At 72.1% G+C, this 13,669-nt stretch carries 13 protein-coding genes and 1 tRNA gene; 6 read left to right on the forward strand and 8 right to left on the reverse strand.

Translation table 11 applies throughout. From position 1 onward, the window contains the following. Window positions 1–367 precede the first annotated feature (367 nt). Both ASD11_RS01830 and ASD11_RS01835 read right to left on the reverse strand, forming a co-directional pair. A complete protein-coding gene (locus ASD11_RS01830; protein ID WP_056282508.1) occupies window positions 368–1,675 on the reverse strand; it encodes a D-arabinono-1,4-lactone oxidase in 1,308 nt (435 codons plus the stop codon). Beyond that, entirely contained in the window at window positions 1,672–2,835 is a 1,164-nt protein-coding gene (locus ASD11_RS01835) for an amino acid deaminase/aldolase (RefSeq protein ID WP_056282511.1), read from the reverse strand. The genes ASD11_RS01830 and ASD11_RS01835 overlap by 4 nt, the downstream gene beginning before the upstream one ends. 232 nt (window positions 2,836–3,067) lie before the next feature. Between ASD11_RS01835 and ASD11_RS01840 the strand changes: the two genes are divergently transcribed. Beyond that, window positions 3,068–3,140, forward strand: a tRNA-Thr gene (locus ASD11_RS01840). 85 nt (window positions 3,141–3,225) lie between these two features. Further along, window positions 3,226–4,092, forward strand: coding sequence for an alpha/beta fold hydrolase (locus ASD11_RS01845; RefSeq protein WP_056282516.1), 867 nt, complete (start codon window positions 3,226–3,228; stop codon window positions 4,090–4,092). Here the strand turns inward: ASD11_RS01845 and ASD11_RS01850 are convergent. The 4 genes from ASD11_RS01850 to ASD11_RS01865 all read right to left on the reverse strand — a co-directional run bounded on the left by ASD11_RS01850 (window position 4,072) and on the right by ASD11_RS01865 (window position 7,416). Next, complete coding sequence (locus ASD11_RS01850) at window positions 4,072–5,724, reverse strand: ABC-F family ATP-binding cassette domain-containing protein (RefSeq protein WP_056282518.1); 1,653 nt, start codon at window positions 5,722–5,724, stop codon at window positions 4,072–4,074. The two genes, ASD11_RS01845 and ASD11_RS01850, sit on opposite strands and share 21 nt — an antisense overlap. A 28-nt stretch (window positions 5,725–5,752) precedes the next feature. Then, window positions 5,753–6,184 carry an ATP-binding protein gene (locus tag ASD11_RS01855; RefSeq protein WP_056282521.1) on the reverse strand — a complete coding sequence of 144 codons (432 nt, stop codon included), beginning with the start codon at window positions 6,182–6,184 and terminating at the stop codon, window positions 5,753–5,755. 46 nt (window positions 6,185–6,230) lie between these two features. Beyond that, window positions 6,231–6,521: a WhiB family transcriptional regulator gene (locus ASD11_RS01860; RefSeq protein WP_056282526.1), complete on the reverse strand. Its 291-nt coding sequence runs from the start codon at window positions 6,519–6,521 to the stop codon at window positions 6,231–6,233. A gap of 118 nt (window positions 6,522–6,639) precedes the next feature. Further along, the gene (locus ASD11_RS01865) at window positions 6,640–7,416 is read right to left on the reverse strand and encodes an NAD(P)-binding domain-containing protein (protein WP_056282529.1); all 777 of its coding nucleotides are present in this window, start codon (window positions 7,414–7,416) and stop codon (window positions 6,640–6,642) included. 153 nt (window positions 7,417–7,569) lie between these two features. Between ASD11_RS01865 and ASD11_RS01870 the strand changes: the two genes are divergently transcribed. After that, window positions 7,570–8,952 (forward strand): NAD-dependent malic enzyme, encoded by a 1,383-nt coding sequence (locus ASD11_RS01870; protein ID WP_056282533.1) that lies wholly within the window; start codon window positions 7,570–7,572, stop codon window positions 8,950–8,952. Between the two features lie 18 nt (window positions 8,953–8,970). Here ASD11_RS01870 and ASD11_RS01875 read toward each other — a convergent pair whose 3' ends face one another. Continuing rightward, the gene (locus ASD11_RS01875; RefSeq protein ID WP_056282538.1) at window positions 8,971–9,432 is read right to left on the reverse strand and encodes a winged helix-turn-helix transcriptional regulator; all 462 of its coding nucleotides are present in this window, start codon (window positions 9,430–9,432) and stop codon (window positions 8,971–8,973) included. A 58-nt stretch (window positions 9,433–9,490) separates the two neighbouring features. On the opposite strand from ASD11_RS01875, the gene ASD11_RS01880 reads away from it, so the two are divergent. The 3 genes from ASD11_RS01880 (at window position 9,491) to ASD11_RS01890 (ending at window position 12,903) form a co-directional block, all read left to right on the forward strand. Beyond that, on the forward strand, window positions 9,491–10,306 hold the full coding sequence (locus ASD11_RS01880) for an SDR family oxidoreductase (protein ID WP_056282542.1): 816 nt from the start codon (window positions 9,491–9,493) through the stop codon (window positions 10,304–10,306). Between the two features lie 96 nt (window positions 10,307–10,402). Beyond that, window positions 10,403–11,926: an alpha/beta hydrolase gene (locus tag ASD11_RS01885; protein WP_056282545.1), complete on the forward strand. Its 1,524-nt coding sequence runs from the start codon at window positions 10,403–10,405 to the stop codon at window positions 11,924–11,926. Window positions 11,927–11,997: 71 nt separating this feature from the next. Continuing rightward, window positions 11,998–12,903 (forward strand): NAD(P)H-binding protein, encoded by a 906-nt coding sequence (locus ASD11_RS01890; RefSeq protein ID WP_056282549.1) that lies wholly within the window; start codon window positions 11,998–12,000, stop codon window positions 12,901–12,903. A gap of 9 nt (window positions 12,904–12,912) precedes the next feature. Here the strand turns inward: ASD11_RS01890 and ASD11_RS01895 are convergent, their stop codons facing one another. Continuing rightward, entirely contained in the window at window positions 12,913–13,596 is a 684-nt protein-coding gene (locus tag ASD11_RS01895) for a GAF and ANTAR domain-containing protein (RefSeq protein WP_082554097.1), read from the reverse strand. Window positions 13,597–13,669 lie beyond the last annotated feature (73 nt).

A 13,669-nucleotide genomic window follows, 5' to 3' on the forward strand; every position in this document is an offset into this window, starting at 1 on the left:
TGGGGCGGTGACGTGGCGTCCGTCTGGGCGGGTCGGCCGGTGGGGCGGTGACGTGGCGTCCGTCTGGGCGGATCGGCCGGTGGGGCGGTGACGTGGCGTCCGTTTGGGCGGGTCGGCCGGTGGGGCGGTGACGTGGCGGCCGTCTGGGCGGGTCGGCCGGTGGGGCGGTGACGGGGCGGCCGTCTGGGCGGGTCGGCCGGTGGGGCGGTGACGGGGCGTCCGTTTCGGGCCCGCCGAGGGTTCCAAACGGACGCAGAGTCACCGCCCCCAGGCCAGGCCCTGTCTGAACGGACGCAGAGTCACCGCCCCCAGGCCAGGCCCTGTCCAGACGGACGCAGAGTCACCGTCCCCAGGCCAGGGGGGCGGGTCAGCCGAGGACGCGGTCGAGGTAGGGGTTGGAGAAACGGCGGTCGGGGTCGAGCTCGTCGCGAACGGCGACGAACTCGTCGAACCGGCTGTAGCGCTCGGAGAGGTACGAGGCGTCGAGCGTGTGCATCTTGCCCCAGTGCGGGCGGCCCTCGTGCGCCGTGAAGATGTCCTGCGCGGCCGAGAAGTACGCCGTCGGGTCGACCCGGTGGTACTGGTGCACGGCGACGTAGCAGTTGTCCCGCTCGTGCCCGGTCGACATCCAGACGTCGTCGGCAGCGGTGAAGCGCACCTCGATGGGGAAGCTGACGTGCTCGCCGCTCGTCGCGAACCAGGACTGGAGGCCGGCGATGACCTCGCTGAGCGCCTCGCGCGGCATGGCGAACTCGGACTCGCGGAACCGCACGCGCCGCGGCGACACGAACACCTCGTGCGACGGCGCGGTGTACTCCCGCGCCGAGAGCGCCGAGCCGCTGACGGCGTTGATCCGGGGGATCCACGACGGGCGGCGCTGCGCGACGCGGTTGACCGCCTCGAACAGGCCGTTGCTGAGCACCTCGTCATCGAGCGTGTGGCGCAGGCGGCTGAGCGGTCGGGGCGCTGTGCCCGGCGGGACACGGTCGTTCTGCTTGACCAGCGCCTTCTCGGTGTGGGGGAACCAGTAGAACTCGAAGTGGTCGTGGCCGGTCACCAGCTCCGGGAGGCGATCGAGCACCTCGGGCAGCGCCATGGGCTCCTCGCGTGCGCGGAGGAGGAAGGCCGGGACGCACTGCAGCGTCACCTCGGTGACGATGCCGAGGGCACCGAGCGTCACGCGGGAGGCGCCGAACCACGGGTGCTGCTCGTCGATGTCGAGGACGTCGCCGGACGCCGTGACGAGCTGGATGCCCACGACGGCCGCGCTGATGCCGTGGAGCCTGTCGCCCGTTCCGTGCGTGCCGGTGGAGACGGCGCCGGCGACGGACTGTGGGTCGACGTCGCCGAGGTTGGGCAGGGCCAGTCCCAGCGCGTCGAGCCGCGGGTTGAGCTCGCGCAGGGAGATGCCGGCCTGGACGCGGACCCGCTGGGTATCGGGGTCGTGCGCAAGGACGGCGTTCATCCGGTCGAGCCGCACGCAGATGCCGTCGGTGGCGGCGATGGGCGTGAAGGAGTGGGCGGCGCCGTAGGCCTTGACGGGCAGGCCCTGGGCCTTGGCCTGGGCGACGATCGCGACGACCTCGGCGGTGCTGGCCGGGTGGGCGAAGCTGACCGGCGTGGTGGTGACGCTGCGGCCCCAGTTGGTCCAGTGCCTCTCGGTGCGGGCGCTCATCCGAAGTTCTTCCCCTCGCCGCGGTAGGTGGGTGTGGTCGTGACGCTGCCGTCGGCCGCCACGAGGGCGACGGTGTCGAACCGCTCGCACATCTCGCCGGCCTTGGCGTGCCGCATGAGCACGCGGTCGCCGACCCGCAGGTCGCGGGCGCCCTTGCCCTTGACGGGCGTCTGCACCTCGCCGGCCCCCTCGGTGCCGATGAGCTCCAGCCCCTCGGGCCAGACCGGGGTGGGACGGCGGGAGTCCCCGGCCGGACCGGATGCGATGTAGCCCCCGGAGAACAGGGTGGCGATGCCGCGGGTGGGTCGGCGCACGACCGACAGCGCGTAGAACGCGGCCGGGTTGGCCTCGAAGGCGTCGTAGCCGTCGAAGAGGGTGGGGGTGAAGAGGCCGGACCCGGCGGTGAGCTCGGTGATGGAGGGGTCGGTCCCCGTCACCTCCAGGCTCCCGGTCCCGCCGGCGTTCACGATCTCGAGGTCGGCGTGCTCGCGGACCGCTGCCACCACGGCCGAGCGGCGTCGTCCCAGGTCCTCGGCCGACTTCTTCTTGACCAGACGCACGGCGCGCGAGGTGTCCTGGAGCCCGGCGATCTGGGCGTCGTAGAACATGACCCCGACGAGGCGGAAGCCCGGTCGGCCGGCGATGGCCCGCGCCACCCGGCCGGCCTCCTTGGCGGTGTGCACGGGGGAGCGGCGCACACCCAGGTGGATGGGGCCGAGGCGGAGCGAGGAGTCGACGTCGAGGCAGACCCGGATCGTGGGGTGGTCGAGCCCCAGCACACGGTCGATGTGGTCGAGGGACTCCGACGAGTCGACCATGACGGTGATGGCGGCGAGACGACGCTCGTCGGCCACGAGCTCGCGCAGGCCTGCGGCGCTGGTGGTGGGGTAGGCGAGCAGGACGTCGTCGATGCCGTGGTCGACGAGCCAGCAGGACTCCGCGAGCGAGTACGACATGACGCCGCGGAAGCCGTCGAGGGCGAGCGTGCCCTCGATGATGCTGCGGACGCGGACCGACTTGCTGGCCACGCGGACGGGCACACCGGCGGCCCGACGCAGGAGGTCCTGGGCGTTGGCCTCGAGGGCGACCTCGTCGATGATGGCGAGCGGCGTCTCGAGGTCGGCGGTGGCAGCGAGCAACGTCTCAGGGCGTGAGGTCACCCGGTCAAGTATGCCGAGACCGGGGGCCTCGCGTCAGGGGTCGGACGCGACGGTGCCGACGAGCCACTCGAGTGCCACGCCGGCCACGATGGTCGCGGCGCCGTTCAGCGAGATGCCCACCGGTCCCGCTGATGTCCTCGTCAGCCGTCGAAGGGCCCCTCGGTCTCGTCGAAGCCTCCACCCTGCGCCTCGTCCGGACGTGGCTACGATGTTCGTGCGGCCTCGGTCGCACGCCTCTGTAGCTCAGTCGGTAGAGCGCCTTACTTGTAATAAGGATGTCGCGGGTTCGAATCCTGTCGGAGGCTCCGTGCTGACGGATGGCAGAGCCGGTGCTCGTGCCGACCCGCCGTCCGGCGGCTCGTCCCGCCCCACCACCCGAGGATGGCCACCATGGCGCGCATGACTCCGCAGACGGTCGTGCTGCACGGCCACGAGCTCTCGTACGTCGACAGCGGCTCCGGCCCCGTCGTGCTCTTCATCCACGGGATCCTGGGGTCGCAGCGTCAGTTCGAGCACCTCATCGACACGATGGACGACGACCACCGCGTGGTCCTGCCCGACCTCTTCGGGCACGGCGACTCGGCCAAGCCGCTCGGCGACTACTCGCTCAGCGCGCACGCCGCCGCGATGCGCGACCTGCTCGACCACCTGGGGGTCGACCGTGTGACGCTCGTGGGACACAGCCTCGGCGGCGGCATCGCGATGCAGTTCTTCTATCTCTTCCCCGAGCGGGTCGAGCGTCTCGTGCTCGTCTCCAGCGGCGGGCTCGGCCGCGAGGTCAGCCTGCTGCTGCGCGCCGCGGCGCTGCCCGGCGCCGACCAGGTGCTGGGGGTCGTGGCCTCCGGTCCGGTGCTCTCGGGCATCGAGGCACTCGGGCGTCGGGCCTCGCGGCTGGGCTGGAGGCCGGGCGCCGACGTGGGTGCGATCTGGAAGGGCTTCAGCTCGCTGGAGGACCGGGAGAGCCGGCGCGCGTTCCTGAAGACCACGCGCGCGGTCATCGACATCGGCGGTCAGAGCATCAGCGCCCACGACCACCTCGAGGGCTCGCTGCCCGTCCCGACGATGATCGTGTGGGGCTCGAAGGACCACATGATCCCGGCGTCGCACGCCTTGAGCGTGGAGAAGGAGCTGCCCGACTGCCGGGTCGAGATCTTCGAGGGCGCCGGGCACTTCCCGCACCTCGACGACCCGGAGCGCTTCGCCCGGGTGCTGCGCGAGTTCGTCGACGAGGCGGGCTCAGCCGACGTTCAGGACTGATACCTGCCCGCCCTCGACGTGCCACCGCTCGTCGAGACGGACGTTGTCGAGCAGGCGGCGGTCGTGGGTCACGAGGAGCAGGGCCCCGTCATAGGACTCCAGCGCCTCCTCGAGCTGCTCGATGGCCGGCAGGTCGAGGTGGTTGGTGGGCTCGTCGAGCACCAGCAGGTTCACGCCACGGGCCTGGAGCAGGGCCATCGCGGCCCGCGTCCGCTCGCCGGGGGAGAGGTCACCCACGCGGCTCGTGACCTGGTCGGCCTTGAGCCCGAACTTGGCCAGGAGCGTGCGCACGTCGGCGGGTGACATCTCCGGCACCGCGGCCTCGAACGCGTGGCCCAGCCCGAGGTCCTCCGCGAGTCCCGTGCGCGCCTGGTCGATCTCGCCGATCGCGACGGACGCCCCCAGGCTCGACCGGCCCGTGGCGGCCTGGAGCCGACCGAGGAGGAGGCCCAGCAGGGTGGTCTTGCCGGCTCCGTTGGGCCCCGTGACGCCGATCCGGTCGCCCGCGCTCACCTGCAGCGACGCCGGCCCGAAGGTGAAGGTGCCGAGCGTGGCCGTGGCCTGGTCGAGGGTCGCGACCACCGAGCTCGACCGCGGTGCGCTGCCGATCGAGAACTGCAGTGCCCACTCCTTGCGGGGCTCCTCGACCTCGTCGAGCCGGGCGATCCGGGACTCCATCTGACGAACCTTCTGGGCCTGCTTCTCCGACGACTCGCTCTGCGCGCGCCTGCGGATCTTGTCGTTGTCGGGCGACTTCTTCATGGCGTTGCGGACGCCCTGGGAGCTCCACTCGCGCTGCGTGCGGGCCCGTCCGACGAGGTCGGCCTTGGTGTCGGCGAACTGCTCGTAGGCCTCGCGGGCGTGTCGCCGGGCCACCTCCCGCTCCTCCAGGAAGGCGTCGTAGCCGCCGTCGTAGACCGAGATGCTGCTCTGCGCCAGGTCGAGCTCGACGATGCGCGTGACGACGCGCGACAGGAACTCCCGGTCGTGGGACACCAGCACGACACCGGACCGCAGTCCCCGGACGAACGACTCCAGGCGCTCCAGCCCGTCGAGGTCGAGGTCGTTCGTGGGCTCGTCGAGCAGCACGAGGTCGAACCGGCTGAGCAGGAGCGACGCGAGGGCCGCCCGCGCCGCCTGGCCGCCGGAGAGCGAGGTCATGAGCGCGTCCTGGTCGACCTCGAGGCCGAGCTCGGCCAGCATCGGCGGCAGCCGCTCGTCGAGGTCCGCCGCGCCGCTCGCCATCCAGTGGTCGAAGGTGCGGGAGTAGGTGTCGGCGAGGTCTCCGGTGGGGTCGTCCTGGCCGAGCGCCTCGGCCGCGGTCTCCATGGCGAGCGAGGCCGCCGTGGCGCCGGTCCGACGTCCGACGTACTGCGCGACCGTCTCGCCCGGCACACGTTCGTGCTCCTGGGGGAGCCAGCCGACGAAGGCGTCGGCCGGGGCCGTCGTGGCGGTGCCGTCGAGCGGCTCGAGGTCACCGGCGAGGATCCGGAGCAGGGTGGACTTGCCTGCGCCGTTGACTCCCACGACGCCCACGACGTCGCCCGGCGCGACCGTGAGGTCGAGCCCCTCGAAGAGGACCCGGTGTGCGTGCCCGCCGGTCAGGTTCTTCGTGACCAGGTGAGCGCTCATCAGGCGATCGTAGTGAAGGACCTCGGGGTCAGGTCCGGCCGGCGTCGGCGAAGTCGAGCTGGGCCGTGACGCGCAGGCCCTTCTTGGTCTCGACCGCCCAGTTGCGGCAGATGGCGTCGACGATGGCGAGCCCTCGACCGCCGAGCGCGTGGTCCGACCACTCGCGCGGTCCGAAGGTGATGGCCTGACCGGAGTCGACGACGCTGAGCAGGACGTGGTCCTCGCGCAGGCACCAGGACACCTCGAGCTCGCCGGAGTCGTTGGCCTGCCCGTGCTCGATGCCGTTGGACACGATCTCGCTGAGCACGAGGGACGCGTCCTCGATCACGGCGGGTCGGACCCGCGCGGCACTCAGCTCGGCGGCCATCGCGAGACGTGCCTCCCGTGGGGCGCTCAGCCCGAAGGGCAGGCGGACGGTGGTGCAGGTGTCGTCCACCAGGTGCTCCCACTCCATGGTCATGCCGCCACTCTCGCACGAGCAGGCGCGCCGCGCTCTGCGGCGCTGCTCACGCCGCCTGGACGTCCCGGCCTGCCAGGATGCGCTGGCGCTCGGTGGGGCTGGTGCCGCCCCAGACGCCGTACGGCTCCTGGGCGGAGAGGGCGTGCTCGAGGCACTGCTTGACCACGGGACACGTGCCGCAGACGCGCTTGGCGGCGGTCTCCATGGCCAGCTTGTCCGCCCCCCGGGCGTTCTCGGGGAGGAAGAACTCCTCGACGGAGTAGGACGTGCAGGCGCCGTCGTACTGCCACTCGTAGGACTCGATGATGGCCTTGGGCAGGCGGGTGAGATTGGCCATGAGATCTCCGAACGATGAGCAGTGAACAGGTTGTGCTCAAGTTAGGGAGAACTTGTGCATGTGACAAGTTGAATGAACAAGTTTCGCGTCCGCCGGTGCCTCCGCCGGTGCCTCCGCCTCAGTGCAGTGAGTGGAAGACGTCGTCGATCGTGGTCTCCAGCCGGGCGTAGAAGCCGGTGTCGCGCAGCGTGCGCTCGATGCGTTCGTTGAGCCCGCCGGGCGTCGCGTGCGCGACCAGGAGCGTGGCCAGGTCCTCGTCCTGGCCCAGCTCGGCCGAGACGCTCGCGAAGATCCGCGCGACGTAGCGGCCGGCCGCCTCGGGCTCGACGCCTTGGTCGGCGAGCCACCGGCCGACGGTGTCGACGTAGGAGAAGTAGGCCGCGACGGTGGCCGAGGCGGCCGACGCGGCGTCGATGGCCCGCTCGTCGGGGCAGGGGAGGGCCTCGCCCAGTCCCGCGAACAGCTGCTCCGCGCGGGACCCTGCGGGGAACACCGGCGTGGTGGCATCCCGACCGGCGACGGCCGTCATGGGCAGGGCCCGACTCACGTCGGTGGCGGGAGCCACGAGCCGGGCCAGCTGCGCGAGCGGCACCGACGCCATGAGGCTCACGACGGCGTGGTCGGGGCCGAACGTGAGGTCGGCCAGGACCTCCGGCGCGTCCTGTGGACGGACCGCCAGGAGAACCGTGCCGGCCGCGTCGACGGCGTCCTGGTTGGAGCCGGCGACCCGGCACGACGAGTGGCGCTCGGCGAGGCGGCGGGACCGCCCGGCGTTCCTGGGCGAGAGCGCGATCGTGGGCGCCCCGACCGGATCGGCGCACAGCCCCTCGACCACGGCCTCGGCCAGCGACCCGACGCCGATGACCGCGAGGTCCGTGCTCCTGGTGTCCGTCATGGCTCCAGCCTGACGTCCGGTCGGACGGGGCGACGAGGCACCCTCCGGGTGAGGTCGCTCACAACCAGCCGGTATACCCAGAGGTAGGTGGAGCGGGCGGGCCGAGCGGCCTTGGATGGAGAGGTTGCCCAGTCGCCGACCCCGGAGATCCTCATGAAGACGCCCAGCATCTCGAACTCCATCACCGTCCGTCTGGAGGTCCCTGCCGGCGGGGCGGCCGTGGGCGGCCTGACCTCGGCTGTGGAGACCGCGGGCGGGATGGTGACGGCGCTCGACGTGGCGCCGTCGGGGATCGATCACCTGCGCATCGACCTCACCGCGGCGACGTCGGACCCCGAGCACGCCGACGTGATCGTCGAGGCGCTGGCCGCGGTCAGCGACGTCGTGGTGAAGAAGGTCTCCGACCGCACGTTCCTGATGCACCTCGGTGGTGTCATCGAGGTGGCCTCCAAGCACCCGCTCCGCAACCGTGACGACCTGTCGATGATCTACACGCCGGGCGTGGCGCGCATCTCCCAGGCGATCGCGAAGGACAAGGAGGACGCCCGGCGGCTGACCATCAAGCGCAACAGCGTCGCCGTCGTGACCGACGGCTCCGCGGTGCTGGGCCTGGGCAACATCGGTCCGCACGCCGCGCTGCCGGTCATGGAGGGCAAGGCGGCGCTGTTCAAGTCCTTCGCCGACATCGACGCCTGGCCCCTGTGCCTGGACACCCAGGACGTCGAGCAGATCATCGAGACCGTCGCGGCCATCTCGCCCGGGTTCGCCGGCATCAACCTGGAGGACATCTCGGCACCGCGCTGCTTCGAGATCGAGGCCCGCCTCCGGGAGCGGCTCGACATCCCGGTCTTCCACGACGACCAGCACGGCACCGCCATCGTGGTCCTGGCCGCCCTGGAGAACGCCCTGCGGGTCGTGGGCAAGGAGCTCGGCACCGCCCGGATCGTCCTGGTCGGGGCCGGTGCGGCCGGCACCGCAGTGCTCAAGACCCTGCTCCATGCCGGGGCCGCGGACGTGGTGGTCTGCGACGTCGAGGGCGTCGTGCACACAGGCCGCCCCGGGCTCGCCCCGTCCCTCACGTGGACGGCCGAGCACACGAACCGGGGCGGCCTCACCGGGTCGCTGCGCGACGTCCTGCCGGGCGCCGACGTCTTCATCGGCGTCTCGGCCCCCAACCTGATCGACGCGTCCGACGTGGAGGCCATGGCGGAGGACTCGATCGTCTTCGCACTGGCCAACCCGGACCCCGAGATCGACCCCGGCCTGGCCCGCCGGCACGCAGCCGTCGTGGCGACCGGCCGGTCGGACCACCCCAACCAGATCAACAACGTGCTGGCGTTCCCCGGCATCTTCCGCGGACTGCTGGACGCCCAGAGCCGTGGCATCGACATAGACGTCCTGGTGGCTGCCGCCGAGGCCATCGCCTCCTCGGTCCTGCCGGAGGAGCTCGGCCCGAACTACATCATCCCGAGCGTGTTCCACCCCGAGGTCCACGAGCGCGTGGCCGCCGCGGTCCGCCAGGTGGCCGAGCGCTGAGCGGAGCCGAAGCGCCCTTCAGGACCGTTCGACGAAGGTGACGGCCTGCGGCGTGAGCTCCTCGCCGCACGCCCGGCACGCCGTGACCGGGTCGACCGTTGCGCCGCAGTCGTGCACGAGCAGGTCGGGCGCGACGCCGGGGACGTGCTTGTCGCCCCAGGCGCGCAGGGCCACCAGCACGGGCAGGAGGTCGGCCCCGCTCGCGGTGAGGAGGTAGTCGTGCCGCGGGGGGCGGTCCTGGTAGGCCACCCGGTGCACCACGCCCACGTCCTCGAGCCGGCGCAGGCGGTTGGTGAGCATGTCGCGGCTCGCCCCGGTCTCGCGCAGCATGGCGTCGAACCGGGTGGTGCCGCGGGCGATCTCGCGCACGGCCAGGAGCGACCACTTGTCGCCGAAGGCCGACAGTGCGGCCTCGACGGAGCAGCCCCGGACGTCGTCCGGCCCGGCTGGGCCGACCGTGGGTTGGCTTTTCGGACTCACGTGCTCTACGGTAGCGGACCACCAGTAAGTCTGAAAACCAGATCCACCAGGAGAGCTCATGAGCAAGTCCGTCCTCGTCACCGGCGCCAGCAGCGGGATCGGCCGCGCCACGGCCCTGCGGCTGGCCGCTCGGGGCCACACCGTCTTCGCCGCGGCCCGCCGTCTGGAGCGCCTCGAGTCGCTCGCCGCCGAGGCGACCGGCACGGTGATCCCCGTGCAGCTCGACGTCCGCGACGCCGACTCCATCGCGCAGGCCGTCAGGACGGTGGAGCAGACCCACCCCCAGGGCATCGACGTCCTGGTCAACAACGCCGGCTACTCGCTCCTCGGCCCGGTGGAGACCCTCTCGGCCGACGAGATCCGCGACCAGTTCGACACCAACGTGCTCGGCCTCGTGGAGGTGACGCGTGCCTTCCTCCCGGCCATGCGGGCCCGGCGCTCGGGGACCGTCGTCAACGTGAGCTCGGTGCTCGGCCGCATGACGGTCGTGGGGACCGGTGTCTACGGCGGCACCAAGTACGCGGTCGAGGCGCTCTCCGACGCCCTGCGCCTGGAGCTGGCCCACCTCGGCATCGACGTGGTGCTCGTGGAGCCCGGCTTCACCGACACCGACCTCGACACGGGTCGGAGCGAGGGGAGCTCGACGATCCCCGACTACGCCGAGGTGGAGACCATGGCCGCCGAGTACGTCGAGCGGGAGATGAAGAAGGCGATCTCTCCCGAGCGGGTCGCCGACGTCATGGTCCGCGTGGTCGAGGCCCGGTCGCCGGGCACGCGCTACCTCGTCCCGCGCCGTTTCGCCGGACTCATCGCCCTGCTCAACGCGCTCCCGGACAAGGCCTCGGACCGGGCCAAGCTGCGCAGCATGCGCTGAAGTGCTTCGAGGAGATCCTGGACGATCGGACAAGAAATGCCCGATCGTCGGTAGGGTGTGACCGCACTCACACCTCCCGACCGAAGGTCTGCTCCCATGCCTCGCTCGCGCCTCACGCCCGTCCTCGTCGCGGCGGCAGCCCTCACCGCCGTCCTGCTGCCCGCCGGCGCCGAGGCCGCCACCGATCCGCCCCGGCCCGGATCCGTGGAGTTCGTCGCGCGCGACGCCAAGAACGTCCTCGACGCCTACGGGCGCATCACGGGGCCGGGCGGACAGCTGAGCAACCCGGCCTACCTGCCGGCGCTCGTCCGGACCTCGAGCCTCGTGACCGTCGCCCAGCTGCTCACACAGGTGGCCAACCCCACCCGGGTCGTGGCCACCGCGGGCCAGCTGGTTCCGGGCTGGAACGCGGGCAACCCCCTGCGCTCCTCCTGGAACGGCAAGCGGGGCGTCATGACGCCGGTCGCCTTCACCAACCGCTACGGCGCCCTGCTGCGCGGCACGATGTTCACGCCGAGGCCCGGCGCCAAGGACCCGTACACCGGGGCCACGCTGCGCGGCCCGTTCCCGGGCGTCGTCATCACGCCGGGGTCGGTCCAGGGCTCGGCACCGATGTACCACTGGGCCGCCCAGGACCTCGCGGAGCGCGGCTACGTCACCTTCGTCTTCGACGTCCAGGGCCAGGGGACGAGTGAGACGCTGCCCCACACCACGGGGTCGGCCCTCCCGTTCTGCAACCTGCTCGCCTCACCGGTCGAGGGGGAGATGACCGGCTGCCCCGGCGTCCCGTTCCAGCAGCCCTCGAACTTCGTGTACGGCACGCAGGACGCGATCGACTTCTTCCTCTCCACGCCGGACCGGCCCTACAAGAACCCGGGGGCCGCGGGCACCGAGGTCGACGCGTTCAACCCCGTGCACGCCTCGTTCGACCGGTCCCCGGACCCGGCGCCGTTCACTCCCGGTCGCACGACGCGGCTCGCGATCATGGGGCACTCGCTCGGCGCGGCCGCGGTGTCCAAGGTGCAGGGCACCGACCCGCGCGTCGCCACGGTCATCGCCCTCGACAAGCTCCAGGGCGGCACGGGCCCGGGTCTGCCCACGGTCGACGTGGGTCCCGTCGCCCCCACGGTGCCGGGCCTCGGGATCCAGTCCGAGTACGGGTTCACGGTGGCTCCGTACGTGCTGAGCGGCGGGTCCAGCATCCTTCCCGCTCCGAGCTCGCCCGGCGCTGCGCCCGACCCCGGGCGCGAGCGGGCCACCGGGTTCGACGCGTGGCGGGCCGCAGGCGTGGACAGCATGGTGGTGGTCCCGCGCTCGTCGACCCACCTGGAGTACACCGACATCCCGCTGGTCCTGCCCGCCAGCCGCAACGGCCAGGCGCTCTCGAGCGTCTACATCCAGGCGTGGCTCGGCCACTACCTCAAGCACGAGAGCGCGGCGCCGCTCACGGCCCGCTCGTTCCCGTACCTGGAGCCGCAGGGCAACGGGGTCTGGAGGCCGGTCACCGTCGACCGCGACGCCAACCTGAGCTTCTACCACTGCTCGGCCTACGACGTGCAGGGCGACGCCGGACGCCTCGCCGACCCCGACGTCGGCAGGGTCGGCGGCTGCAAGCCCTGAGGCGCGCTCGTCGTGACGAGGGTCGAGCAGGATCGCGGGCGCGCGTCCCGGTTCCGTGACACCGTCGTCCCATGACGTCTCGCCGAGCCCTCGTGACCGGCGCCAGTGGTGCCATCGGGTCCCGTCTCACGACCCGCCTGCTGAACGATGGCTGGACCGTGCGGGTCCTGACGCGCGACGAGGCCCGGCTGGCCGACTTCTCGTGGTCGGGCGACGTCGAGGTGGTGGAGGGCGACGCGGCCTCGCCCGAGACGCTGACCCGCGCCGCGGCCGACGTCGACGTGGCCTGGTTCCTGATCCACTCCATGACCGGCACCTACGACTACGCCGAGGAGGACCGGAAGATCGCTCGCGCGTTCGGGTCGGCGTGCTCCACGGCCGGAGTGGCGCGCATCGTCTACCTCGGCGGGCTGCTGCCCGAGGGTGAGCTCTCGGAGCATCTCGACTCGCGCCGGGAGGTGGGCCAGGAGCTCATCGACAGCGGCGTCCCCACGGCCGTGCTGCAGGCGGGCATCGTGGTGGGGCCGGGATCGGTCTCCTACGAGCTGCTCCGCAAGGCCGTCGCCCTCCCGCTCGTGGTGGCCCCCACCTGGGTGAACCACCGGGTCCAGCCCATCTCCCTGGCCGACGCCCTGCACTACCTGGTGGGCGCGGCCGACCTGCCCGCGTCGGTGAGCCGTGCCTTCGACATCGGCGGCGCCGACACCCTGACCTACCGCGAGCTGATCGGGGCGTTCGCGGAGGCGGTGGGGCGCCGCAGGCCGCCGGTCATCACCGTCCCGGTCCTCCTGCCGTACACGACGGCCTTCGCCGCGGGCGTCGTGGCGCCCGCCCCGACGAGCCTCGTGAGCTCGCTCGTGGAGAGCCTCCAGGTCGACATGGTGTGCCGCGAGCACGACATCGCCGAGCACGTCCCCGACCCCGCGGGCGGCCTCACCGACTTCCGCACGGCCGTCGTCCAGGCCCAGCGGGACTAGCCGCGGCGCCTACTTCATCGGGCGGGCGTTGGCGTCGCGCTGGACCACGACCGCCTCGGCGACCTCGATGAGCTTCTGGTTCTCGTGCTGGGAGATCCGCCGCAGGAACTCGAAGGCGGCGTCGGAGTCGATGTCGAACTTCTGCATCAGGATGCCCTGCGCCTGGCCGATGATCGTGCGGGAGTCGAGCGCGGTCTGCAGTCCCGCAGCGCGGTCGGCCGCGGCGAAGGCCGCCGTGGCATGGGCCGCGAGCAGCTCGGCCACCTCGGCGTCGGCCTGGGTGAAGGCGCTCGGCCGGTCGGCATAGATGTTGAGGGAGCCGTAGCCGCGGGCCTTGGTGGCGAGCCGCACGCCCAAGGCGCTGTGGATCCCGATCTCTGCCGCCGCTGGGCCCCAGCGCGGCCAGCGGGGGTCCGTGGCGGTGTCGTCGGCGTGGTACGTGGCGCGACCCGTGATGGCGTCGAGGCACGGGCCCTCGTCGAACGTCACCTGGAGCTGGTGGGCCTGGTCGACGCGCGGGGTGGTGGCTGCGGGCGTCTCGACGCGGGAGCGCGTGTGGATGCGCATGATCCCGGCGTCGTCGGCTCCGAGCGCGAGTCGCGCGTACTGGCTGACCCGCTCGAGCATCGACGACGGGTCGCCGTCCTGCTCGAGCTCGAGAGCCATGGTGGCGAGCATCCTGGGAACGTCCATGGAGGCCTCCTCGGTCTCGTCGGTACGCCGCCCATCGTCGCGCGTCCGCGCGGCAGCCGCACCTCCAGACGGG

Source organism: Aeromicrobium sp. Root495, from assembly GCF_001426755.1.
Classification (GTDB): domain Bacteria; phylum Actinomycetota; class Actinomycetes; order Propionibacteriales; family Nocardioidaceae; genus Aeromicrobium.

Coding starts and splice junctions, on each gene's coding strand:
- ASD11_RS01865 (WP_056282529.1), bottom strand. CDS start 7,416: ATGACGGACACCAGGAGCACGGACCTCGCGGTCATCGGCGTCGGGTCG.
- ASD11_RS01880 (WP_056282542.1), top strand. CDS start 9,491: ATGAGCAAGTCCGTCCTCGTCACCGGCGCCAGCAGCGGGATCGGCCGC.
- ASD11_RS01850 (WP_056282518.1), bottom strand. CDS start 5,724: ATGAGCGCTCACCTGGTCACGAAGAACCTGACCGGCGGGCACGCACAC.
- ASD11_RS01855 (WP_056282521.1), bottom strand. CDS start 6,184: ATGACCATGGAGTGGGAGCACCTGGTGGACGACACCTGCACCACCGTC.
- ASD11_RS01885 (WP_056282545.1), top strand. CDS start 10,403: ATGCCTCGCTCGCGCCTCACGCCCGTCCTCGTCGCGGCGGCAGCCCTC.
- ASD11_RS01845 (WP_056282516.1), top strand. CDS start 3,226: ATGGCGCGCATGACTCCGCAGACGGTCGTGCTGCACGGCCACGAGCTC.
- ASD11_RS01830 (WP_056282508.1), bottom strand. CDS start 1,675: ATGAGCGCCCGCACCGAGAGGCACTGGACCAACTGGGGCCGCAGCGTC.
- ASD11_RS01895 (WP_082554097.1), bottom strand. CDS start 13,596: ATGGACGTTCCCAGGATGCTCGCCACCATGGCTCTCGAGCTCGAGCAG.
- ASD11_RS01870 (WP_056282533.1), top strand. CDS start 7,570: ATGAAGACGCCCAGCATCTCGAACTCCATCACCGTCCGTCTGGAGGTC.
- ASD11_RS01890 (WP_056282549.1), top strand. CDS start 11,998: ATGACGTCTCGCCGAGCCCTCGTGACCGGCGCCAGTGGTGCCATCGGG.
- ASD11_RS01860 (WP_056282526.1), bottom strand. CDS start 6,521: ATGGCCAATCTCACCCGCCTGCCCAAGGCCATCATCGAGTCCTACGAG.